This window comes from Citrobacter sp. 21OH12SH02A-Citro, from assembly GCF_027919895.1.
In the GTDB taxonomy this organism is placed as follows: domain Bacteria; phylum Pseudomonadota; class Gammaproteobacteria; order Enterobacterales; family Enterobacteriaceae; genus Citrobacter; species Citrobacter braakii.
The window spans coordinates 3502915-3519284 of record NZ_CP114801.1 but is presented as its reverse complement, the minus strand read 5'-3'; the positions used below and the strand labels follow the sequence as shown (position 1 = coordinate 3519284).

Annotated in this window: 22 protein-coding genes and 1 pseudogene; all 23 read left to right on the top strand. The window is 53.1% G+C overall.

Features of this window, described 5'->3' with window-relative positions; all coding sequences use genetic code 11:
- Positions 1-51 precede the first annotated feature (51 nt).
- The 23 genes and pseudogenes from O6D90_RS17150 to O6D90_RS17045 all read left to right on the top strand — a co-directional run bounded on the left by O6D90_RS17150 (position 52) and on the right by O6D90_RS17045 (position 16305).
- On the top strand, positions 52-243 hold the full coding sequence (locus O6D90_RS17150) for a hypothetical protein (RefSeq protein WP_252905783.1): 192 nt from the start codon (positions 52-54) through the stop codon (positions 241-243).
- Between the two features lie 39 nt (positions 244-282).
- Positions 283-900, top strand: coding sequence for a hypothetical protein (locus tag O6D90_RS17145; protein WP_271143162.1), 618 nt, complete (start codon positions 283-285; stop codon positions 898-900).
- Positions 897-1067, top strand: coding sequence for a hypothetical protein (locus tag O6D90_RS17140; protein WP_192575224.1), 171 nt, complete (start codon positions 897-899; stop codon positions 1065-1067). Before O6D90_RS17145 ends, O6D90_RS17140 begins: the two co-directional genes overlap by 4 nt.
- Before the next feature lie 101 nt (positions 1068-1168).
- A pseudogene (locus O6D90_RS17135) lies at positions 1169-1516 on the top strand (ead/Ea22-like family protein); the annotation flags it as partial.
- A gap of 1 nt (position 1517) precedes the next feature.
- A complete protein-coding gene (locus O6D90_RS17130; protein WP_271143161.1) occupies positions 1518-2273 on the top strand; it encodes a hypothetical protein in 756 nt (251 codons plus the stop codon).
- A gap of 10 nt (positions 2274-2283) precedes the next feature.
- Positions 2284-2889: a DUF551 domain-containing protein gene (locus O6D90_RS17125; protein WP_271143160.1), complete on the top strand. Its 606-nt coding sequence runs from the start codon at positions 2284-2286 to the stop codon at positions 2887-2889.
- A 39-nt stretch (positions 2890-2928) separates the two neighbouring features.
- Positions 2929-3186, top strand: coding sequence for a DNA polymerase III subunit theta (locus tag O6D90_RS17120; protein WP_271143159.1), 258 nt, complete (start codon positions 2929-2931; stop codon positions 3184-3186).
- Positions 3187-3643: 457 nt separating this feature from the next.
- A complete protein-coding gene (locus O6D90_RS17115) occupies positions 3644-4081 on the top strand; it encodes a recombination protein NinB (RefSeq protein ID WP_151030040.1) in 438 nt (145 codons plus the stop codon).
- Positions 4074-4700 (top strand): recombination protein NinG, encoded by a 627-nt coding sequence (locus tag O6D90_RS17110; RefSeq protein WP_271143158.1) that lies wholly within the window; start codon positions 4074-4076, stop codon positions 4698-4700. Before O6D90_RS17115 ends, O6D90_RS17110 begins: the two co-directional genes overlap by 8 nt.
- A 181-nt stretch (positions 4701-4881) precedes the next feature.
- Positions 4882-5028 (top strand): YlcG family protein, encoded by a 147-nt coding sequence (locus O6D90_RS17105; RefSeq protein ID WP_104009827.1) that lies wholly within the window; start codon positions 4882-4884, stop codon positions 5026-5028.
- Positions 5025-5714: a bacteriophage antitermination protein Q gene (locus O6D90_RS17100; RefSeq protein ID WP_271143157.1), complete on the top strand. Its 690-nt coding sequence runs from the start codon at positions 5025-5027 to the stop codon at positions 5712-5714. The genes O6D90_RS17105 and O6D90_RS17100 overlap by 4 nt, the downstream gene beginning before the upstream one ends.
- Positions 5715-6195: 481 nt before the next feature.
- Positions 6196-6510 (top strand): phage holin family protein, encoded by a 315-nt coding sequence (locus tag O6D90_RS17095; RefSeq protein ID WP_053389185.1) that lies wholly within the window; start codon positions 6196-6198, stop codon positions 6508-6510.
- Complete coding sequence (locus O6D90_RS17090; RefSeq protein ID WP_271143156.1) at positions 6503-7129, top strand: glycoside hydrolase family 19 protein; 627 nt, start codon at positions 6503-6505, stop codon at positions 7127-7129. Before O6D90_RS17095 ends, O6D90_RS17090 begins: the two co-directional genes overlap by 8 nt.
- Positions 7126-7539 (top strand): DUF2570 domain-containing protein, encoded by a 414-nt coding sequence (locus tag O6D90_RS17085; protein ID WP_271143155.1) that lies wholly within the window; start codon positions 7126-7128, stop codon positions 7537-7539. The genes O6D90_RS17090 and O6D90_RS17085 overlap by 4 nt, the downstream gene beginning before the upstream one ends.
- Entirely contained in the window at positions 7493-7696 is a 204-nt protein-coding gene (gene lysC / locus O6D90_RS26390; RefSeq protein ID WP_418921860.1) for an Rz1-like lysis system protein LysC, read from the top strand. Before O6D90_RS17085 ends, lysC begins: the two co-directional genes overlap by 47 nt.
- 225 nt (positions 7697-7921) lie before the next feature.
- Complete coding sequence (locus O6D90_RS17080; RefSeq protein WP_271143154.1) at positions 7922-8353, top strand: hypothetical protein; 432 nt, start codon at positions 7922-7924, stop codon at positions 8351-8353.
- 61 nt (positions 8354-8414) lie between these two features.
- Positions 8415-9155, top strand: coding sequence for a hypothetical protein (locus O6D90_RS17075; RefSeq protein WP_271143153.1), 741 nt, complete (start codon positions 8415-8417; stop codon positions 9153-9155).
- A gap of 2 nt (positions 9156-9157) precedes the next feature.
- Positions 9158-10489 (top strand): terminase large subunit domain-containing protein, encoded by a 1332-nt coding sequence (locus tag O6D90_RS17070; protein ID WP_271143152.1) that lies wholly within the window; start codon positions 9158-9160, stop codon positions 10487-10489.
- An 11-nt stretch (positions 10490-10500) separates the two neighbouring features.
- A complete protein-coding gene (locus O6D90_RS17065; RefSeq protein WP_271143151.1) occupies positions 10501-11922 on the top strand; it encodes an anti-CBASS protein Acb1 family protein in 1422 nt (473 codons plus the stop codon).
- Positions 11919-12749: a hypothetical protein gene (locus tag O6D90_RS17060; protein ID WP_000033207.1), complete on the top strand. Its 831-nt coding sequence runs from the start codon at positions 11919-11921 to the stop codon at positions 12747-12749. Before O6D90_RS17065 ends, O6D90_RS17060 begins: the two co-directional genes overlap by 4 nt.
- Positions 12750-12761: 12 nt before the next feature.
- Complete coding sequence (locus tag O6D90_RS17055; RefSeq protein WP_271143150.1) at positions 12762-14381, top strand: NUDIX hydrolase; 1620 nt, start codon at positions 12762-12764, stop codon at positions 14379-14381.
- A 15-nt stretch (positions 14382-14396) separates the two neighbouring features.
- A complete protein-coding gene (locus O6D90_RS17050; RefSeq protein WP_023327265.1) occupies positions 14397-15257 on the top strand; it encodes a hypothetical protein in 861 nt (286 codons plus the stop codon).
- A gap of 16 nt (positions 15258-15273) precedes the next feature.
- Entirely contained in the window at positions 15274-16305 is a 1032-nt protein-coding gene (locus tag O6D90_RS17045; RefSeq protein WP_045407450.1) for a hypothetical protein, read from the top strand.
- Positions 16306-16370 lie beyond the last annotated feature (65 nt).

Sequence of the window (16370 nt, the reverse complement as noted above, 5' to 3'; positions counted from 1 at the left end):
GCTATCTGCAAGCGTGGCCGTGATAGTCGGCCTTTTTTATGCCCGGAGGAAATGGTGAAAGAAACAATATTTTTATGCGCTCTTTATCTCACTGCCGGATTTGCTATTGGCTTTGCTGTTTTTTCTCCCGGGAAGGAGAGCGTAAACGAACTCAAGGCAAAGGTTGCTGTAGCGGTATACGAGGGAAGAGCGGTCTGCGAAAAGGCGCTAGATCAATGGGTATGCAGTATTCCAAAAGATTAACAGGCTCGCATCGCGGGCCTTTTTTATGAGGGTAGGATTATGATCGTTAAACGTTATTGGTCATACGCTGGCGGTGATTCCTCAATGCAGGAAACTGAAACTGGCAACTACGTGATGTATGAAGACTACGCATCACTTGAAAGAAAAAACATTGAACTGGCAGTACAGCTCGCTAACGCCGAGAGCAAGTGCAGGGAGCTGGCGGCGGAGAACTCGGCGCTAAAAAATCCAGATAACTGGCTGTCACAGAGTGATTACGGTTACGAAGCTGCTGAGGTTGCAACGCAAAACGGAGCAACTGAAGACGAGTCCCTGAGAGCAGGGATGGTCGCAATTATTAATCGAATTGAAACCCCAGCTACAGATGCGCACCTGGCTGAAGTGCGGGCCAGTGCAATTCCTGAAGGTTACGTACTCGTGCCTCAACAAATCTTTCTTGACCCATCCGACATTGAGTCTATTTGCTCGCAATGCGGTGACGGCCATGAATCCGGGTACGGTGATTTTACTGACGGACTGTTGTGGGTTGGCAACATTCAACGTGACGACGGAAGTATTGTCCACGGTCTGCATATCTCGTCAGCAGACTACACAGAGGAAGGTGGTGTAACAGTCTATGAGTTCGCCGCCCAACTTCGCAAAGGAGCCAAATCATGATTTGGATTCTGTTGTCACTTAGCGCTGGTTACTACAACAGCGGGAATATTTCCGGCGTTGAGTTTAATTCTCATGACGCATGCATTGAGGCCAGAGAAGAGGTGCGTAAGCACGACAGGATGAATGTCGTGGTTATGTGCGTGAAAAAAGGGGAGACAGCCCAATGACAGCACTCAACAAACAGGCGCTGATTGCAAAAATCAAAAAGCAGACCGAGAGCTTTGACACTGTAGTGCTGAAAGAGGATGAAGCTCTCGCGCTGATAGAGGCGCTGGAAGCGCCAGAGAATCGCAATGCTGAATTACAGAGAGAGAATGTATACATCCGGAACCGGTACAAAGAACTGGACCTGTTAATCGGGAAGAACATTCTGGTCATGCAGGCAGCGATTATCGAATGGCAGGCAACTGGCGACGCTAAGAACGGACTGGCATGGATTTATAACACGCTGTTTGGTCCTGGAGAATTACCGGACGAAGCAGAGAAAGATGCTCAGGCCTACTTTGACCGCAAATATGCACCGATTGACGAAAAGCTTATGGCGCTTCACAAGTGGTTTTGGGAACAAAGTGAAGCCGAACGCGCCGTCGCTGGCATTGGCGTGAAGGGGGAGTGAGATGATTCACTATCACGGCGGACCAATAACGGCGGATACGTGCGCCATGAAAGCGTGGAAAGGACGCCATGCGTTTATCAGTTTCGCGCACTCCGGGCAAATTAACCTCGCAGCTGAATACTGCCAGTCATTCGCGCTGGACAACGGTGCATTCACTGCGTGGAAAGCAGCTGGCAAAAACAAAATCGACTGGAGCGATTACTACGAGTTTGTGGCCCGCTGGAAAAATCATCCCGGCTTTGATTTCGCCATCATCCCGGATGTTATCGACGGCGGCGAGGAAGAGAACGAAGCGCTTCTTGATGAGTGGCCGCATGGGGAGTTTTTCGGCGTTCCTGTCTGGCACATGAATGAAAGCGACGAGCGTTTTATCAGGCTCTGCAATGAGTATCCCCGCGTTGCAATCGGTTCATGTGGTGACTATGACGTTAAGCGTCCCAACCTTGCTGTAGCCAGAATGAAAGACCTGATTCGTCATGTTGTTGATGCTCACAGCCAGCCTGTCACTAAGTTGCACGGTTTGCGCATGTTAAACCCGCTGATATTCACAAAGTTACCGTTAGCCAGCGCTGATAGTACAAATGTCGCCCGTAACATCGGCATCGATAAAGCATGGTCTGGTGCTTACGCGCCAGCTTCAAAAGAAACCCGCGCCGCGTTAATGGTAGAGCGCATTGAATCGCATAACAGCCCCGGCTCTCTTGCGTACTGCGAGCAGCGTGACCGGTTCGACATGCAACTGCAATTAGCAGTTTAAGGAATAACCCATGACAACTAACCACCCGGCCCACGGTCCTGTATCACTCGCTCGCCTGCACCAGATAAGCGAAATACTCAGTAAAGCAGCAGCACAAAGCGACGGCGGTAATCTCGGCTACGCAATGGCTGATGCTGTGAAGGTGATTGATATGGCGATTGTATCGTTCGATGCTGAGCCTGTTGGCTACTTCTATGAAACAGAACCTGGAAATTGGTACCAGCGTTCGGCTGGAGATAAAGCGCCAAAGTGGATACCGCTTTACGCCGCGCCGGTAGTGCCGCCTGAAATTGAACCTGACTACGAGGTTATAAAAGCCATTCTCCCAACGGCTAATCCGGATGAATACGCATGCTGCATTGCCGCTGATATGTGGAATGCCTGTCGAGCTGCCATGCTTCAGTCTGGCAACTCTCCGGTAACTCCGGATGGTTGGATTCCGGTAAGCGAGCGGATGCCTGATGATAGCAGTGATGTGCTTTGCACTGCTGAATTTGATGGCCCTGGAGACTGGAGAAGAAAGGTTGGTTATTGGCACGAAGGGAAGTGGGTAGTTTATGGTGCCTCATGGACTCCAACCCACTGGATGCCGTTGCCACAACCCCCAATGAAATAGTAATGTATAATCCCCTCCATAACCCGAGGGGATTTTCTTATGTCTGGTCATAACATCGCAACAAAATCGAAAGAAGAGCAGGACAAGGTTAACGTCGACCTGGCCGCCAGTGGTGTAGCGTACAAAGAGCGCCTGAACATGCCGGTAATCGCTGAGCAGGTAGCCCGCGAGCAGCCAGAGCATCTGCGTGAATACTTCATGGAACGCGTTCGCTACTACCGTGAGCAAAGCCTGACTCTACCGAAATCATTCGACCCGAGATACCTGGATATGGCAGCCCAGAACGAGAAGAAGTAATGGGCTGCCTCATTGTAAGCGGTATCAAGTTTTACGTTCTGGCAGAAGGTGAGTCATACCCGGATCCGCATGCTGATAACCGGTATGTCGGTGCGTATGCCGTATTTCCGTTCGAGGGAAAGTGGGTAGCTCAGAAGTATTTCAGGGGAGGGAGTTGGCGTGATATTACCGATCGCCGATTTAACACTGAAAGTGAGGCATTCAACTTCACATACGAATACGCATTTCTCCCGGAAAACCGCTACAAATATTAATCCGCGCAACGTCAAGCAACATTACCCACTCTCAAAATTAGTGTTATAATTAGGTCGCAGTCGGATTGAGCACCCGGCTGTGACCTCTGCATCTGATTGGGAAATTAGATGCGAAACACAAAGAGTACGACCTACCATATCCCGTCAGCGTTATCTAATGCTGAGGGTTTTCTGCATTCTGCGTTACCTCTCAGAGGTGGCGTATGAAGCAACAATTCCTCCTTCGAAATACTAACATTCGCGCCAATGCCATCAATGCGATTAACCAGTTACAGATTGATGAGAAGCGACCGGTCGTCATCGAGATAAAAGAGATGACCCGCTCCATTGACCAGAACTCCAAGCTTTGGGCAATTTTGGGCGACGTCAGCAGCCAGGTTGAATGGCATGGACGCAAGCTCTCATCCGAGTCGTGGAAGCACATCTTCACCGCCGCGCTGGTTAAGCAGGAAGTTGTGCCTAACCTGGCTGGTGATGGCTTCGTAGTGTTGGGTCAGTCAACCAGCAAGATGACAGTCGGCCAGATGCGCGACCTTATCGAACTGATCCACGCCTTTGGCGCAGAGCGTAACGTCCGTTGGGGAGATGAATCCCGCCTTGCTATGGAATGGGCTTCCCGCTTCGGAGGTTCCCATGCGTAAACCTACCCGCCGCAGCTGCAAAATCTGCAAGACAAAATTCACCGCTACCTACGACAACGTATGGTGGTGCTGTCCTGAGCATGGCTTCGAGTACAGCCAGTTGCTGTTAGCGAAGAAGAAACTGGCATCCGACCGCAAGCGTAAGCAGGAGGCGCAGCAAGAACGTCGTGAGCTGAAGGTAAGAAAGGCTGCATTCAAGACTAAGGCTCAATGGGATAAAGAGGCGCAATCCGCTTTCAATCGGTATATCAGGATCCGCGATGAAGGAAAGGAATGCGTAAGCTGCGGCAGTCCTCTCATGGGAAAAAGCAACTACCTGACAGGGAGCGCCATCGACGCCAGTCACTACCGTTCCCGCGGCGCTGCTTCACATCTCAAATTCAACGTGTTCAATGTTCATTCGGCGTGCACCCGGTGTAACCGGCAATTAAGCGGCAATGCTGTCGAGTACCGCATTCGCCTGATTGAACGCATTGGTCTGGAACGTGTCGAGCGACTTGAATCCGACAATTATCCGCGCCTGTTCGATATCGCATACCTGCAGCGCATCAAATCCATATTCATGCGCAAAGCTCGGCAACTTGAGAAGCGCCGAAATCGTCAACAGGAGGCAGCATGATTTTCATTTTTAGCATGTACATACCAGACACATGGAAATGTCAATCATGGCTGTTATGGGACAGGCGAGAAACGTGGCGTGTATGCAAGGCGTATTACAGAGATTTTCAGCTGGCCTATGAAGGATTGAGGCTTCATGAGCATATCGATGCATTACTCAAAGAGCACATAAGGGAGTCCGCATGACATTCGAATCCTACTTTGCTGATCACCTTCGTCTGCGCTGGACTCGGTTACGCATCTACCGTCGCCCGGGTTCATTTGCTACGGACTACCGAATTTTACGCAATTACATCAGCCGCTATAAACCATCAGGAGCAGAAGCATGAATACTCAATACCTGCAGTTTGTACGCGAGCAGCTCATTGTAGCGACTGCTGACCTGAGCGGCGCAACGAAAGGCCAGTTAGTAGCGTTTGCCGAGAATGCGATGTTTGAAGCGACACCGCGCAGCCGATCTCGCCTGAAGGTGGTTAATCCCGCTAACGGTCGCCTGATGAATCCAACCAGACCACCAATCCCCGGGCAGCAATCACGCGCTAAAGGCTCATCTATCGCACTGGTGCAACCGGTTGAGTATTCAACAGCATCATGGCGCCGTGCAGTGCTGTCTCTCGATGAGCACCAGAAGGCGTGGCTTCTCTGGAACTATAGCGAGAATGTGCGATGGGAAAATCAGGTTTCGATCACTCAGTGGGCATGGGCAGAGTTCAAAGCGTCTCTTGGCACAAAGAAGGTAGCAGGGAAGACGCTGGATAGATTGAAGGCACTTATCTGGTTAGCGGCGCAGGACGTTAAAGCGGAACTGGCAGGGCGCGAAACATACGAATATCAGCAACTGGCAGAACTGGTTGGCGTTACACCAAAGAACTGGTCAGAGACATTTACCGACCGGTGGCTGGAGATGAAACGCACATTCATGCGGCTTGATAGCAGCGCTTTATTACAAGTAACGCGATCACGTTCACAACAAAAGGCGACAAATTTAGATGTAAGTCTTGCAAAACTGGATTGAAAAGCATATATTTCATATAAATCTGATATCGTCGCCATAGCTTTGGTTGTCGACCGAATTACACAAAAGAGCCCCGGTTAATCGCTGGGGCTTTTTCGTATCTGGATACCTACCAGGACCATAAGAGCGAAAGCTCAACGCACTACCCTCATCTTGCCAGCCGCGCCGCTGGCTTTTTTAAAGCGCATTACCACCAAGAACCAGACCCAACCAACTCATTGCTGAATATCTGTGGCTACGGTGATTAGTGCGCTTCAAAAAAGAAAACCCGCACAATGGCGGGCTTCGTGAAAATGGGCGACGGTAAGTAGCGTCAGCTACTCACCGCCATCCTGCCCGTGAATCGACTCACGAACAAAGACCGAAGGCCCATATCGTCTGATCAGACGCTATAGACATTAGATCGGATTTGTTCATCTAACAATCACCCGCAATCTTATTTTTGAACAAGTCCCCGAGTCTGGGGGTGGAAATGAACAGAATGCCATACAAAAGCGATCCGAACCTCTGGTCGATCCTCATCGCTTTCGGCATGACCCTAGTCGGCGCAATAGCCAGTTATTCATTCAAAGTCCTCAACGGTGAAGCATTTAGTTGGAGGACCATGTGCCTACAACTAATCGTGTCGATTTTCGCCGGGCTTATCATGATCATGATTGCCATACATTACGCGTGGCCGCAGGAAGTTACTGGCGGTGTGTGTGGTATGGCTGGCTGGTCTGGCTCATCTCTCATTAAAGCTCTGGAAGGTCGCTTCCTAAGCAAAGCGGCGGGGAAAGAAGCTGATAATGAATAAAGACCAGTTTATCAAAGCAACAGGAATCACACCGGCTTTAGCCGGCAAGTGGTACCAGTGCATAGTCGATACCATGAAAGAATTCGGTATCGATACGCCAAAAAGGCAAGCACACTTTCTTGCGCAGATCGGAACTGAATCAAATGGTTTCAGAGCGGTGCAGGAATCTCTTAATTACTCGGTATCAGGCCTGCAGATATTCGGCTCCCGCCTGACTGAACCCCAACGGCAGCAACTCGGGAGGAAGCCGGGTGAGCTGGCGCTATCTCCTGCGAGACAAGAAGCCATTGCGAATATCGTTTACGGCGGCCGGTACGGTAACAATCAAAACGGCGACGGATGGAAATATCGTGGTCGCGGGCTAAAGCAGATTACCTTTAAGGATAATTACTCCGCCTGCGGGAAGGCGCTGAATCTTGATTTGGTAGCTAGTCCGGATTTGCTCCTTCAGGACTTAAATGCGGCTCGTTCCGCCGGGTGGTTCTGGAAAGCCAACAACTGCAATCAGTTTGCTGATGCCGGGGACGTTAAGGGTTTAACCAGGCGTATTAATGGTGGATTCAATGGGCTTCAGGACAGAATCGACCGCACGAATAAAGCGGAGGCAGTTCTGAAATGAGCATCACCACGATTAAAAACTTCATCCCATTCATTTTCGCGCTGATCATCATCGGCTTTATCGTAAAGCTCGGCGCTGACAACCGGCAGTTGCGCATCAGTAACGCTTCTCTTACCGCAGAATCGAAGCAACTCAATGTCAAGAACAACGATCTGGCCACAACGCTGCAGAATCTGACCGACGCTGTCACCGACATGAACAAGTTGGTAGACAAAGAAGCCAAGCGCCGGGCAGCAGCAGAAATGAAATCACAGAGGTTGCAGGAAGAGGTGAAAGATGCGCTTAAAAACAACAAGTGCTCTATCGAGCTTATTCCTGATTCTGTCATTGAGCAGTTGCGCAGACAGGCAGATTCAATACGAAGTGGTAAAGACTCCGACAGTGCCGATACCGGCAAATCTTCTGGTTGATTGCTTTATACCGACCATCAAAGAAGATATGACGTTCGGTGACAGCGTGCAGTTGAACGTTGCTCTGCTGAGTGCGCTGGATACCTGCAACGGACAGGTACGAACCATCCGAGAAATAGAATCCTCCCGAACAGGAAAGATTGCTCAACCCCAATAAGGCGGTGATCAAATCTTGCTGACGGGTAAGCCGGAAGTGACCAATCACTACTGAGAAGCAGGGCGAACGCTGCACCTTCAATAATACCAATACCCGGCACCGCGCCGGGAATGTCCGCGCATCGCACGCGCAAAACAAGAGAGTCTTTCAGTCGTGAGCCTGGGGAAATCGTTTCTCTCTGGCGGCTTTCCCGTGCGACAGGCTCACACCTAAAAGGAAATCAAGATGAGTAAAATTTTGTACTGGCACGTGAAGCTATTTCAGCATCATCAGTCATCCCACATTATGGCAGGTGGCGGAATTAACAAGGTGCAGGTTTTCGAAGGCTACGCAACAGACAAACCTCGTTTTCGCCCTGGCGCTGAATTCGTTATTGAGCTATTCACTGCCCCCGGCACTTTGGAAACCATATCCATCCGTACATGCGGTATCGACAGTATGGTTTGTACTCCGGTTTGCGAAGAAGAACCAAAGTCAGCAAACCATGAAACGCCTGAGCTGCCAAAGCAGGAAAGCTTCGAGCTTATCACTCTCCCACTCATCCAGTGGCTGAATGAAAACTCCAACCCGCATGCCATCATTGTTATCGACCCTACCAGCGCCGCTCTCTACACGGGTGAAACCGGGTTCACAACTGAAGAATTTCTGAAAGACTGACGGCATTACAGGAGCCATTCACCAAGTGGCTCCGATAATGTCAAACAGCAGGTGATTCAACATGGCAAAACCGGACTGGGGAGACCTCCAAAAACGGTTCCTGTCCGAGCATGCCAAAACCGGCATTTCCCCAAGAGACTGGTGCGAAGCGCAGGGACTGAATTACTCAAGTGCGAAGCGCTATATCAAGGTTACGAATTACGGTGCGAATTCGCAGAAAGGAAATGCGAAAAAAAGTGCGAATTCGCAGAAGCCTAATAAATCGCAACGTGAGCATAACAAGGCCAAGCCAGAAGAATGCGATTCGCAGGATGGTGAGATTTCCCCAGGCGCGAAACCTATTCGAGGCTCCCGCCACGCTCCACCTATAAAGCCATTCCAGCCTGGCAATCAGTATGCACTCAAGCACGGTGGATACGGTCGCCGGATGCTGCTATCTGACGCAGTCACTGAAGACGCCCAGGCGCTGACCCTCGACGATGAGCTGTTCTGGTTGAGAGCTGCAAACCTCACGGCGGCAGAGAATATTGGTCGCTGGCAGGCAGAGCTGGAGCTGGCCACAGATGATAAAGCGAAAGATTTACACTCGCTAATTTCCGCCGCTGAAAAGGCCATGCACCGCAACACGGCGCGAATAGAGTCTCTGGAGTATACGAAAGGCTCGATCGCCAAGATGCAGGTCGATGCTGCATACCGTGAGGCTGCCACTGAAAAAGTGGAGATGGAAATCGACGTTATGCGTGATGGCGACAGCGATAACGCAATAGTCGTCCACAACACCCTGCCAATACCGGGAAGATAATCATGGCTGACATTTACCTACCCACGCTACACAACGGGCAGTTAACGGTCTGGTCTGACTCCTGGGATCACCAGTTGAATGCGGTTCGCTGTGGTCGACGCTGGGGTAAGACATTCATGCTGTCCAGCGCCGCCGTGACCTATGCCACTGCGCCGTTTAAGCGCCCGGGCATGGACATTGAACTCGGCGGCCGCGTCGGTATCTTCACCGCTGAGTATCGCCAGTATCAGGAGATCTACGACAAGCTCGAAGAAATCCTGCTGCCGCTGAAGAAGAGCTTCAGCCGCCAGGAGAAGCGCCTGCTGTTGAAGAACGGCGGGAAGATCGACTTCTGGGTCACCAACGACAACAAACTGGCTGGCCGTGGCCGTGAGTACGAAATCATCCTGATAGACGAGGCGGCATTTACCAAGTCGCCAGAGATGCTGAGGGAGATCTGGCCGAAGTCGATTAAGCCAACGTTGCTGACGACGAAAGGCCGCGCCTACGTCTTTTCAACGCCGGACGGGGTGGACGAAGAGAACTTCTTCTATGCCATCTGCCACGACAAGAATCTCGGATTCATCGAGCATCACGCGCCGACATCCTCCAACCCGTTCGTTCCGCCGGAAGAACTGGAGAAGGAGAGGGCCAACAACGACCCGCGCGTGTTCCGCCAGGAGTTTCTGGCCGAGTTCGTCGACTGGTCTGCCGCTTCGCTGTTCGACGTCCGCAAATGGTTCGAGGGTGAGAATCAGGATCAGCCTGTCGATTACCCTGAAATGTGCCAGGCCGTCTTTGCTGTCATGGATACCGCCGTCAAGGGTGGTTCAGAACATGACGGTACGGCTGTGGTGTATTACGCCGTCGACACCCGGCCCGGCATTCAGCGCCTCACCATTCTCGACTGGGATGTGGTGCAGATTGACGGCGCGCTGCTGGAGACGTGGATGCCGTCGGTATTTGACCGCCTCAACGAGCTTTCCGGCCAGTGTGTTGCCATCAACGGCAGTCTGGGCGTGTTCATCGAGGACGCCAGCATGGGCAGCATCCTCCTGCAGAAAGGTGAAAGCCTGGGATGGCCGGTCAACAAAATTGAGTCCGCCCTGACCAGCAAAGGCAAGGACGAGCGCGCCATTATGGCCTCCGGTTACCACTACCGCGGCCTGGCGAAAATATCCAGACACGCTTACGAGAAGACAGCCGTCTTCAAGGGCGAAACAGCAAACCATCTGCACAAGCAGGTATCCCGATTCCACCTTGCCGACAAGAAAGCGCATAAGCGCGCCGATGACCTGCTCGATGATTACACCTACGGGCTGATCATCGCCTTCGGCAGCGGCGACGCAATCTGACGAGAGAACCAATGAACGAAGACGATTTCGAAATCGGCAGCTGCTCTCACTCAGAGTTGATGGCATTGCTGGACAGTGACGACATCCAGCCCGGCTCTACGGCTGGCTATCAGACCTGCAAAACGGTTTACCTCTACCACCCGTTGGGCGGCAAGATGGTGGATCGCCCGATTAAAATGGCGATGAATGAGCCGCGCACCGTGCATGTTGCCCAGTCGTATGGGTTTGAGCAGCGCCTGCGCGACGCGTTCGAGCGCGAGTGGAAAGCGATGGGTGCTAACCAGCACATCGCCAACGCCGCGCGCATCGCCCGAATTTACGGCGTATCGGCGATCGCAATGCTGGTGGATAACCAGGAGCCGAATGAATCGCTGGACTACCGCACGCTGTACAAGCACAACGTCAGCTTTAACATCCTTGACCCGCTGAACACAGCGGGCAGCATCGTGCTGAATCAGGATCCGAACGCCCAAGACTTCCAGAAAGTCGACGGAATCCGGGTGGCGGGCAAGCCGTATCACAAATCTCGCTGTGTCGTCGTGCAGAACGAGGACCCGATTTACCTCGCATACAACCCGGCGGCGTTCGGCTTCACGGGGCGCAGCGTGTACCAGCGCGCGCTCTACCCGCTGAAGTCTTTCATCCAGACCATGCGCACAGACGATATGGTTGCGGTGAAAGGCGGCCTGCTGGTGACGAAAATCGCGGGTGCTGGCGCGGTCGTTAACAAAGTCATGCAGGCGCTTGGCGGAATGAAGCGCATGATGTTGAAGCGAGGGAAAACAGGAGAAGTTCTGCAGATTGGCCCGCAAGATGGAATTGAGTCAATCGACCTGAGCAACCTGGAAAAGCCTCTCGACTCTGCGCGTAAGCACATTCTCGAGAACGTGGCCGCCGCCGCTGACATGCCGGCAATCATCCTCAACTCCGAGACGTTCGCCCAGGGCTTCGGTGAAGGCACTGAAGATGCACGCGCTGTAGCGGTGTACATCGACAACATCCGCGAGTGGCTGGACCCGCTTTATGCGTTCTTCATCCGCGTGTGCCAGTACCGCGCCTGGAGCATTGAATTCTTCCAGTCGCTGCGTGCTGACTTCCCGGAGCTGAAAAACACCTACAGCGTGTATTTCGCGAGCTGGATAAACAACTTCGAATATCGCTGGCCTTCCTCTCTGAAAGAGCCGGAAAGCGAGAAGGTGAAGGTCGACGAAACGCGCTTTAAGGCGATCGTCAGCATGCTGGAAGTGGTGCTGCCGCAGCTAACGGCAGACCCTGAAAATCGGGCGACGCTTATCGAGTGGGCCTGCGAAAACGCCAATGCCAACGAGAACCTCTTCCCTCAGCGGCTTAACCTCGATTATGACTCACTGAAAGATAACCCACCGCCGGAGCCGCCAAAAGCTGAAGAGCCTGGTGGCGGGATGATGCTATGAGCAAATTTTCCAGAACAGTAAGGGAGGCGGTTAAATTCTTCCTGCGCAATGGCTATACCTCGAGAGAGGAACTGGAGCGATGGCAGGGAATTATTCGGCAGGCGGCAGAAAGCGAAACCCATGATGACTATATATCAAGGGTGTCAGACAAGCTTCGATCAACCTATGAGATGCAGATTAACAGGGCTAAGGCTCTGGATCGGCATCCAGGGTTGTCTCGCTTTACTCTGAATTACATGGAGCCGAAGTTAAGAAGCGAGCTTGATAGACGCATCCTGGCTAGCGCCGACTTAATTAAGTTAAACCGTACAGGCGCGATAAATAAAACAGTCCAGAGATTTAGTGGGTGGGCTACCAGCATCCCTGTGCAGGATTACGTTGGAGGTGGACTGTCGCCATCCTCCAAAAGCGGGGTTAATTACAACTGTGATCACATTCAGAAAAGTGCCTTGCAAATTGATTTTGAAGCGCGCCGGGTGATGATTGATCAGAACCATAAACTCATTGCAAACATCGACAACATCATAGCTGCCAGTAATAACGCCATAGCTGCCGAGTGGCATAGTCACTGGCGCCAGGCGGGTTATGACTACCGGGAAGACCACAAAGAGCGCGATAAGGTGGTCTATCTCATCCGCGGTAACTGGGCACAAAAAAACGGTTACGTGAAGGTGGGGCCTTCCGGTTATCTCGATGAAATTACGCAGCCCGGAGAAGAGGTTTTTTGCCGGTGTTACGTAACCTATCTGTACAACCTCCGGAGTATTCCTGAACACATGCTGACCCAGAAGGGGCAGAAGTTCATGGCGTCTATGAAATCAGCATAGGAGCATTAAAACGTGGCTATTTTTGGCAGCGGGATAATGTTCCGTCAAGGTAAGTTCGTCTTCCTGATCCAGCGCTCAGATGATGGCACGTGGTGTCAGCCCGGTGGCACGGTCGAACCGGGTGAACTGGCTATTGACGCTGCGCGCCGCGAGGTACTGGAGGAGGTGGGCTATCAGTACGATGGCCCGCTGACTCCGCACAGCGTATACGGTGATTATCTTACGTTTCGCGCTGAAGTGCCTGAGAGGTTCGAGGCGAAGCTTAACGACGAATCGCTGGCCGCCGGATGGTTTCACATTGACGATCTGCCCAAGCCGCTTCATCAGCCCTTCGCTGAGATGCTGGCGCAGCAGGCGCTCAATGAAACCGAAGTGGCAGCGCTCATCGCTGACGGGACGCTAAGCAGCCCGCAATTCTTTATCAACATGTGGATGTTCGCCATCCGGGTAACCGGAACAGGGGTTACCTGGCGCTCTGCAGATCAACAGATGGCCTTCCGTAACCCGGACGACTATCTCACCCAAGAGTTTCTCCAGCGAGTTGCCGGTGTACCGCTTATCTGGCTGCACCCGGAGAAAAACAAGCTCGATAGCGATGAATTTGCGAAGCGTGTTATCGGCACCCTGACGAACAGTTGGGTTGCTGATAATGGCGAGGTCTGGGCTATTGCCCGGGTGTACGACGCTGAAGCCGCCGAAATTATGGCGACACGGCAGCTGAGTACCTCGCCAACCGTCACGTTCAGCGAAATGCAGGACTCAATCATCAAAATCGACGGTCAGCCTCTATTGGTGGAAGGTTCCCCGGTATTGCTCGACCACGTTGCAATTTGTGAACAGGGCGTATGGGACAAGCTCCTTGCCCCTACTGGTGTTAAATCTGATTCCATTCCAAACGAGGCTGAAAAGATGGACGAGGAAAAAATCGTAGCGCTAATCAATAAGGCGATTGACGCACGCATGGCTAAGGCTGACGAAGAAAAAGACGCCAAAGCTAAGGCCGATGCCGAAGAAGCAGCCAAGAAAGAAAAGGCTGATGCTGAGGCAAAAGAGGCCGAAGAGGCGAAAGCCAAAGCTGACGCGGAAGAGAAAGCCGCGAAGGAAAAGGCCGACGCCGAAGCCAAAGAGAAGGCTGATGCTGAAGCAGCAGAAGAAAAGGCAGCAAAAGAGAAAGCGGACTCTGAACTGCGTCAGCAGATTGCCGATCTTAAAACGCGCATCCCAACCGAGTTGAGCGATGAAGAGCGTAACGAAGTCGCCGACGCACAGGTGAAGGCTGATAGCGTGTTCTCCTGCTTCGGCAAGCGCGCTCCGGTTCCGCTGTCTGGTGAAAAGCCGCTGGCATATCGCCGCCGCCTGATGATCCAACTGCAGGAGCATTCGCCTGACTTCAAATCCGTCGACCTGTCCTCTATCGCTGACTCAGCCCTGCTGAGCGTGGCCGAGAAGACGATTTACGCCGACGCGCAGAAATCGGCAAGCCTGTCTGTTGGCCCTGGCATGCTGCGCGAAATTAAACGCGCTGATGCGACCGGTCGCCAGATCAGCACCTTCGAAGGCGATCCTGCTGCCACCTGGGCTCCGTTCCAGTCCGGAAAGCGTCAGGTCACCAGTTTCAACAACCAGGCTTAACGGGAGCTCTCAAGCATGGCTAACTTATCTCTTAACCCGATGGCAACCACGAATGCGCTGGGCTCCTTCGGTGTGCAGTCCGACGGTTATATTCAGGGCGTGGCGCTGGATGACCCGGCCAACCGCTTCAACCTGGCAGCGGGCACCGTGGCGGCAACGGAAACCAAACCTCTCTGGGGCGGTCTGCCGGTTGCTGAGCTTCTGCCTGGCACCAGTTCAAGCCCTCGCGGTTCTTACATCCGTCGCGCTGTGTCTGTTGCCGAGCTGGAAGGCTTCACTGTCTTCAATCAGGCTCACAACGGCCTGACCACTCCGCAGTCACCGGTTCCGCTGTACGCATCAGGCATGAGCGTTTCGTACTACCGCCTGGGCTCCAACATGCGCGTTCCGTTGAAAGCTTCTGCGCAGGTTGTTGCGCTTGGCACCTCCGGCGCGTCAGTGAAAACGCCTCTGGCCTGGGACTTCGTGAACAACCAGATCACCACTGCGGCGGCGGCCGGTTTCGCCGGTTCTGATATTGCGACAACAGCAGTGACCTATGCCAATGGTGTGGCGACAGCGGTAACCGCTTCAGCTCATGGCCTGACTGCTGGTCAGTACGTGAAAATCAGCGGCGTCGCTCCTGCGGCGTACAACGGCACAGTAGTCGTGCTTTCAGTCGTGAACACAACGACCTTCACCTATGCACCGGCAACTGCACCAGGCGGCGCTGCAACCACGCAGGGCACCATCGGCGCAGTTACGCTTTCCGACATCACGCTGCCGGTAAAAGTGCTCGCCATCGAATCAGGCAACTCCAAGACTGTCAGCTATGACAGCGCGACTGGTTTCCTGACCTGGAATAACACCGACAGCTGCGCGCTGGTCTTACTTTAATCGGGAGCTGAATTAAATGGCTGCAATTACCCCCAGCTACACCATCGTCAATCCGTCGTACATCGCGCCGGAGATGATCATTGGTTACCAGCAGGCATCAGGTGCGTTTGAAACCATCGCCAGCGGTAACCCGCAAGTCCGTCTCGGCGTAGGCGACCAGTACGTCTACATGCGCCGCCTGGATATTCGCACCCAGACCACTTCCAGCCAGTCCGGTAACGGTAACCAGCTGCCGAGCGTGGCGCTGGATGCGAAGATGATTTCAACCCCAACCTACCTGTTCCGCTGCCGTGGTATCTACGATCACCATGACATGGCGGCTGCCGGTAACTGGAACTTTGCACTGCCGGAAGCCCAGCGTCTGGGTATGCGTCAGGGCATCTTCCAGCAACTGCGCTCTGCTCTGCTGTATGGCATGAACCCTGCTGGTGGTGAAGGCCTGCTGAACACCGCTGGCGCGACTACCGAGTCCCTGCCACCGGACAGCAACGGCAACACCACTGTGCTGACCTATGATCACGGCCAGATGGCGGTATATCTGCTTGGCCACGTACAGGCCGCACTGACCCGCACCATGCAGCTGGGCCGCCAGCAGCGTGTTGTTATCCTGGGGCCGCAGCGCGTCCTCGGTGCCATGGAGATTCAGCAGATCGTTCAGCTGACTTCTTACCAGCGCCCTGGTGGTGGTACTGACACCGTCGGAGGCACTGTGAAAGAAGTGCTGAAAGGCGCAAACGTCCAGGTTGACTGGGTGTATGACGATACCCTGATCGGAGCTGGCGCTGGCGGTACCGACGCGGTGGTGATCACCATCCCTGAGGTCGAAGTGCCAATGGTCAACTCGACTGTGAACACCAACGAATTTGCCAAGCTGACCCCGTCTCTTGCCGCGAACGCGCTGATGTTTACCGACATGGCCGCGCCGCGTGAGATTCCGACGCCGATCGCTGGTGGTGCCATCGATGTTCTGTCCGAAATGCGTTCTACCGCAGGCTGGGCCGTTCGTCCGGAAGCAATCACCATCCTGTCCATGGCGTACAGCGCCTGATCCATTCTTTGAAGTGGTTAAGCCTCTGCCGGGGAAACTCAGCAGGGGATTTTTTACGAGGGTAA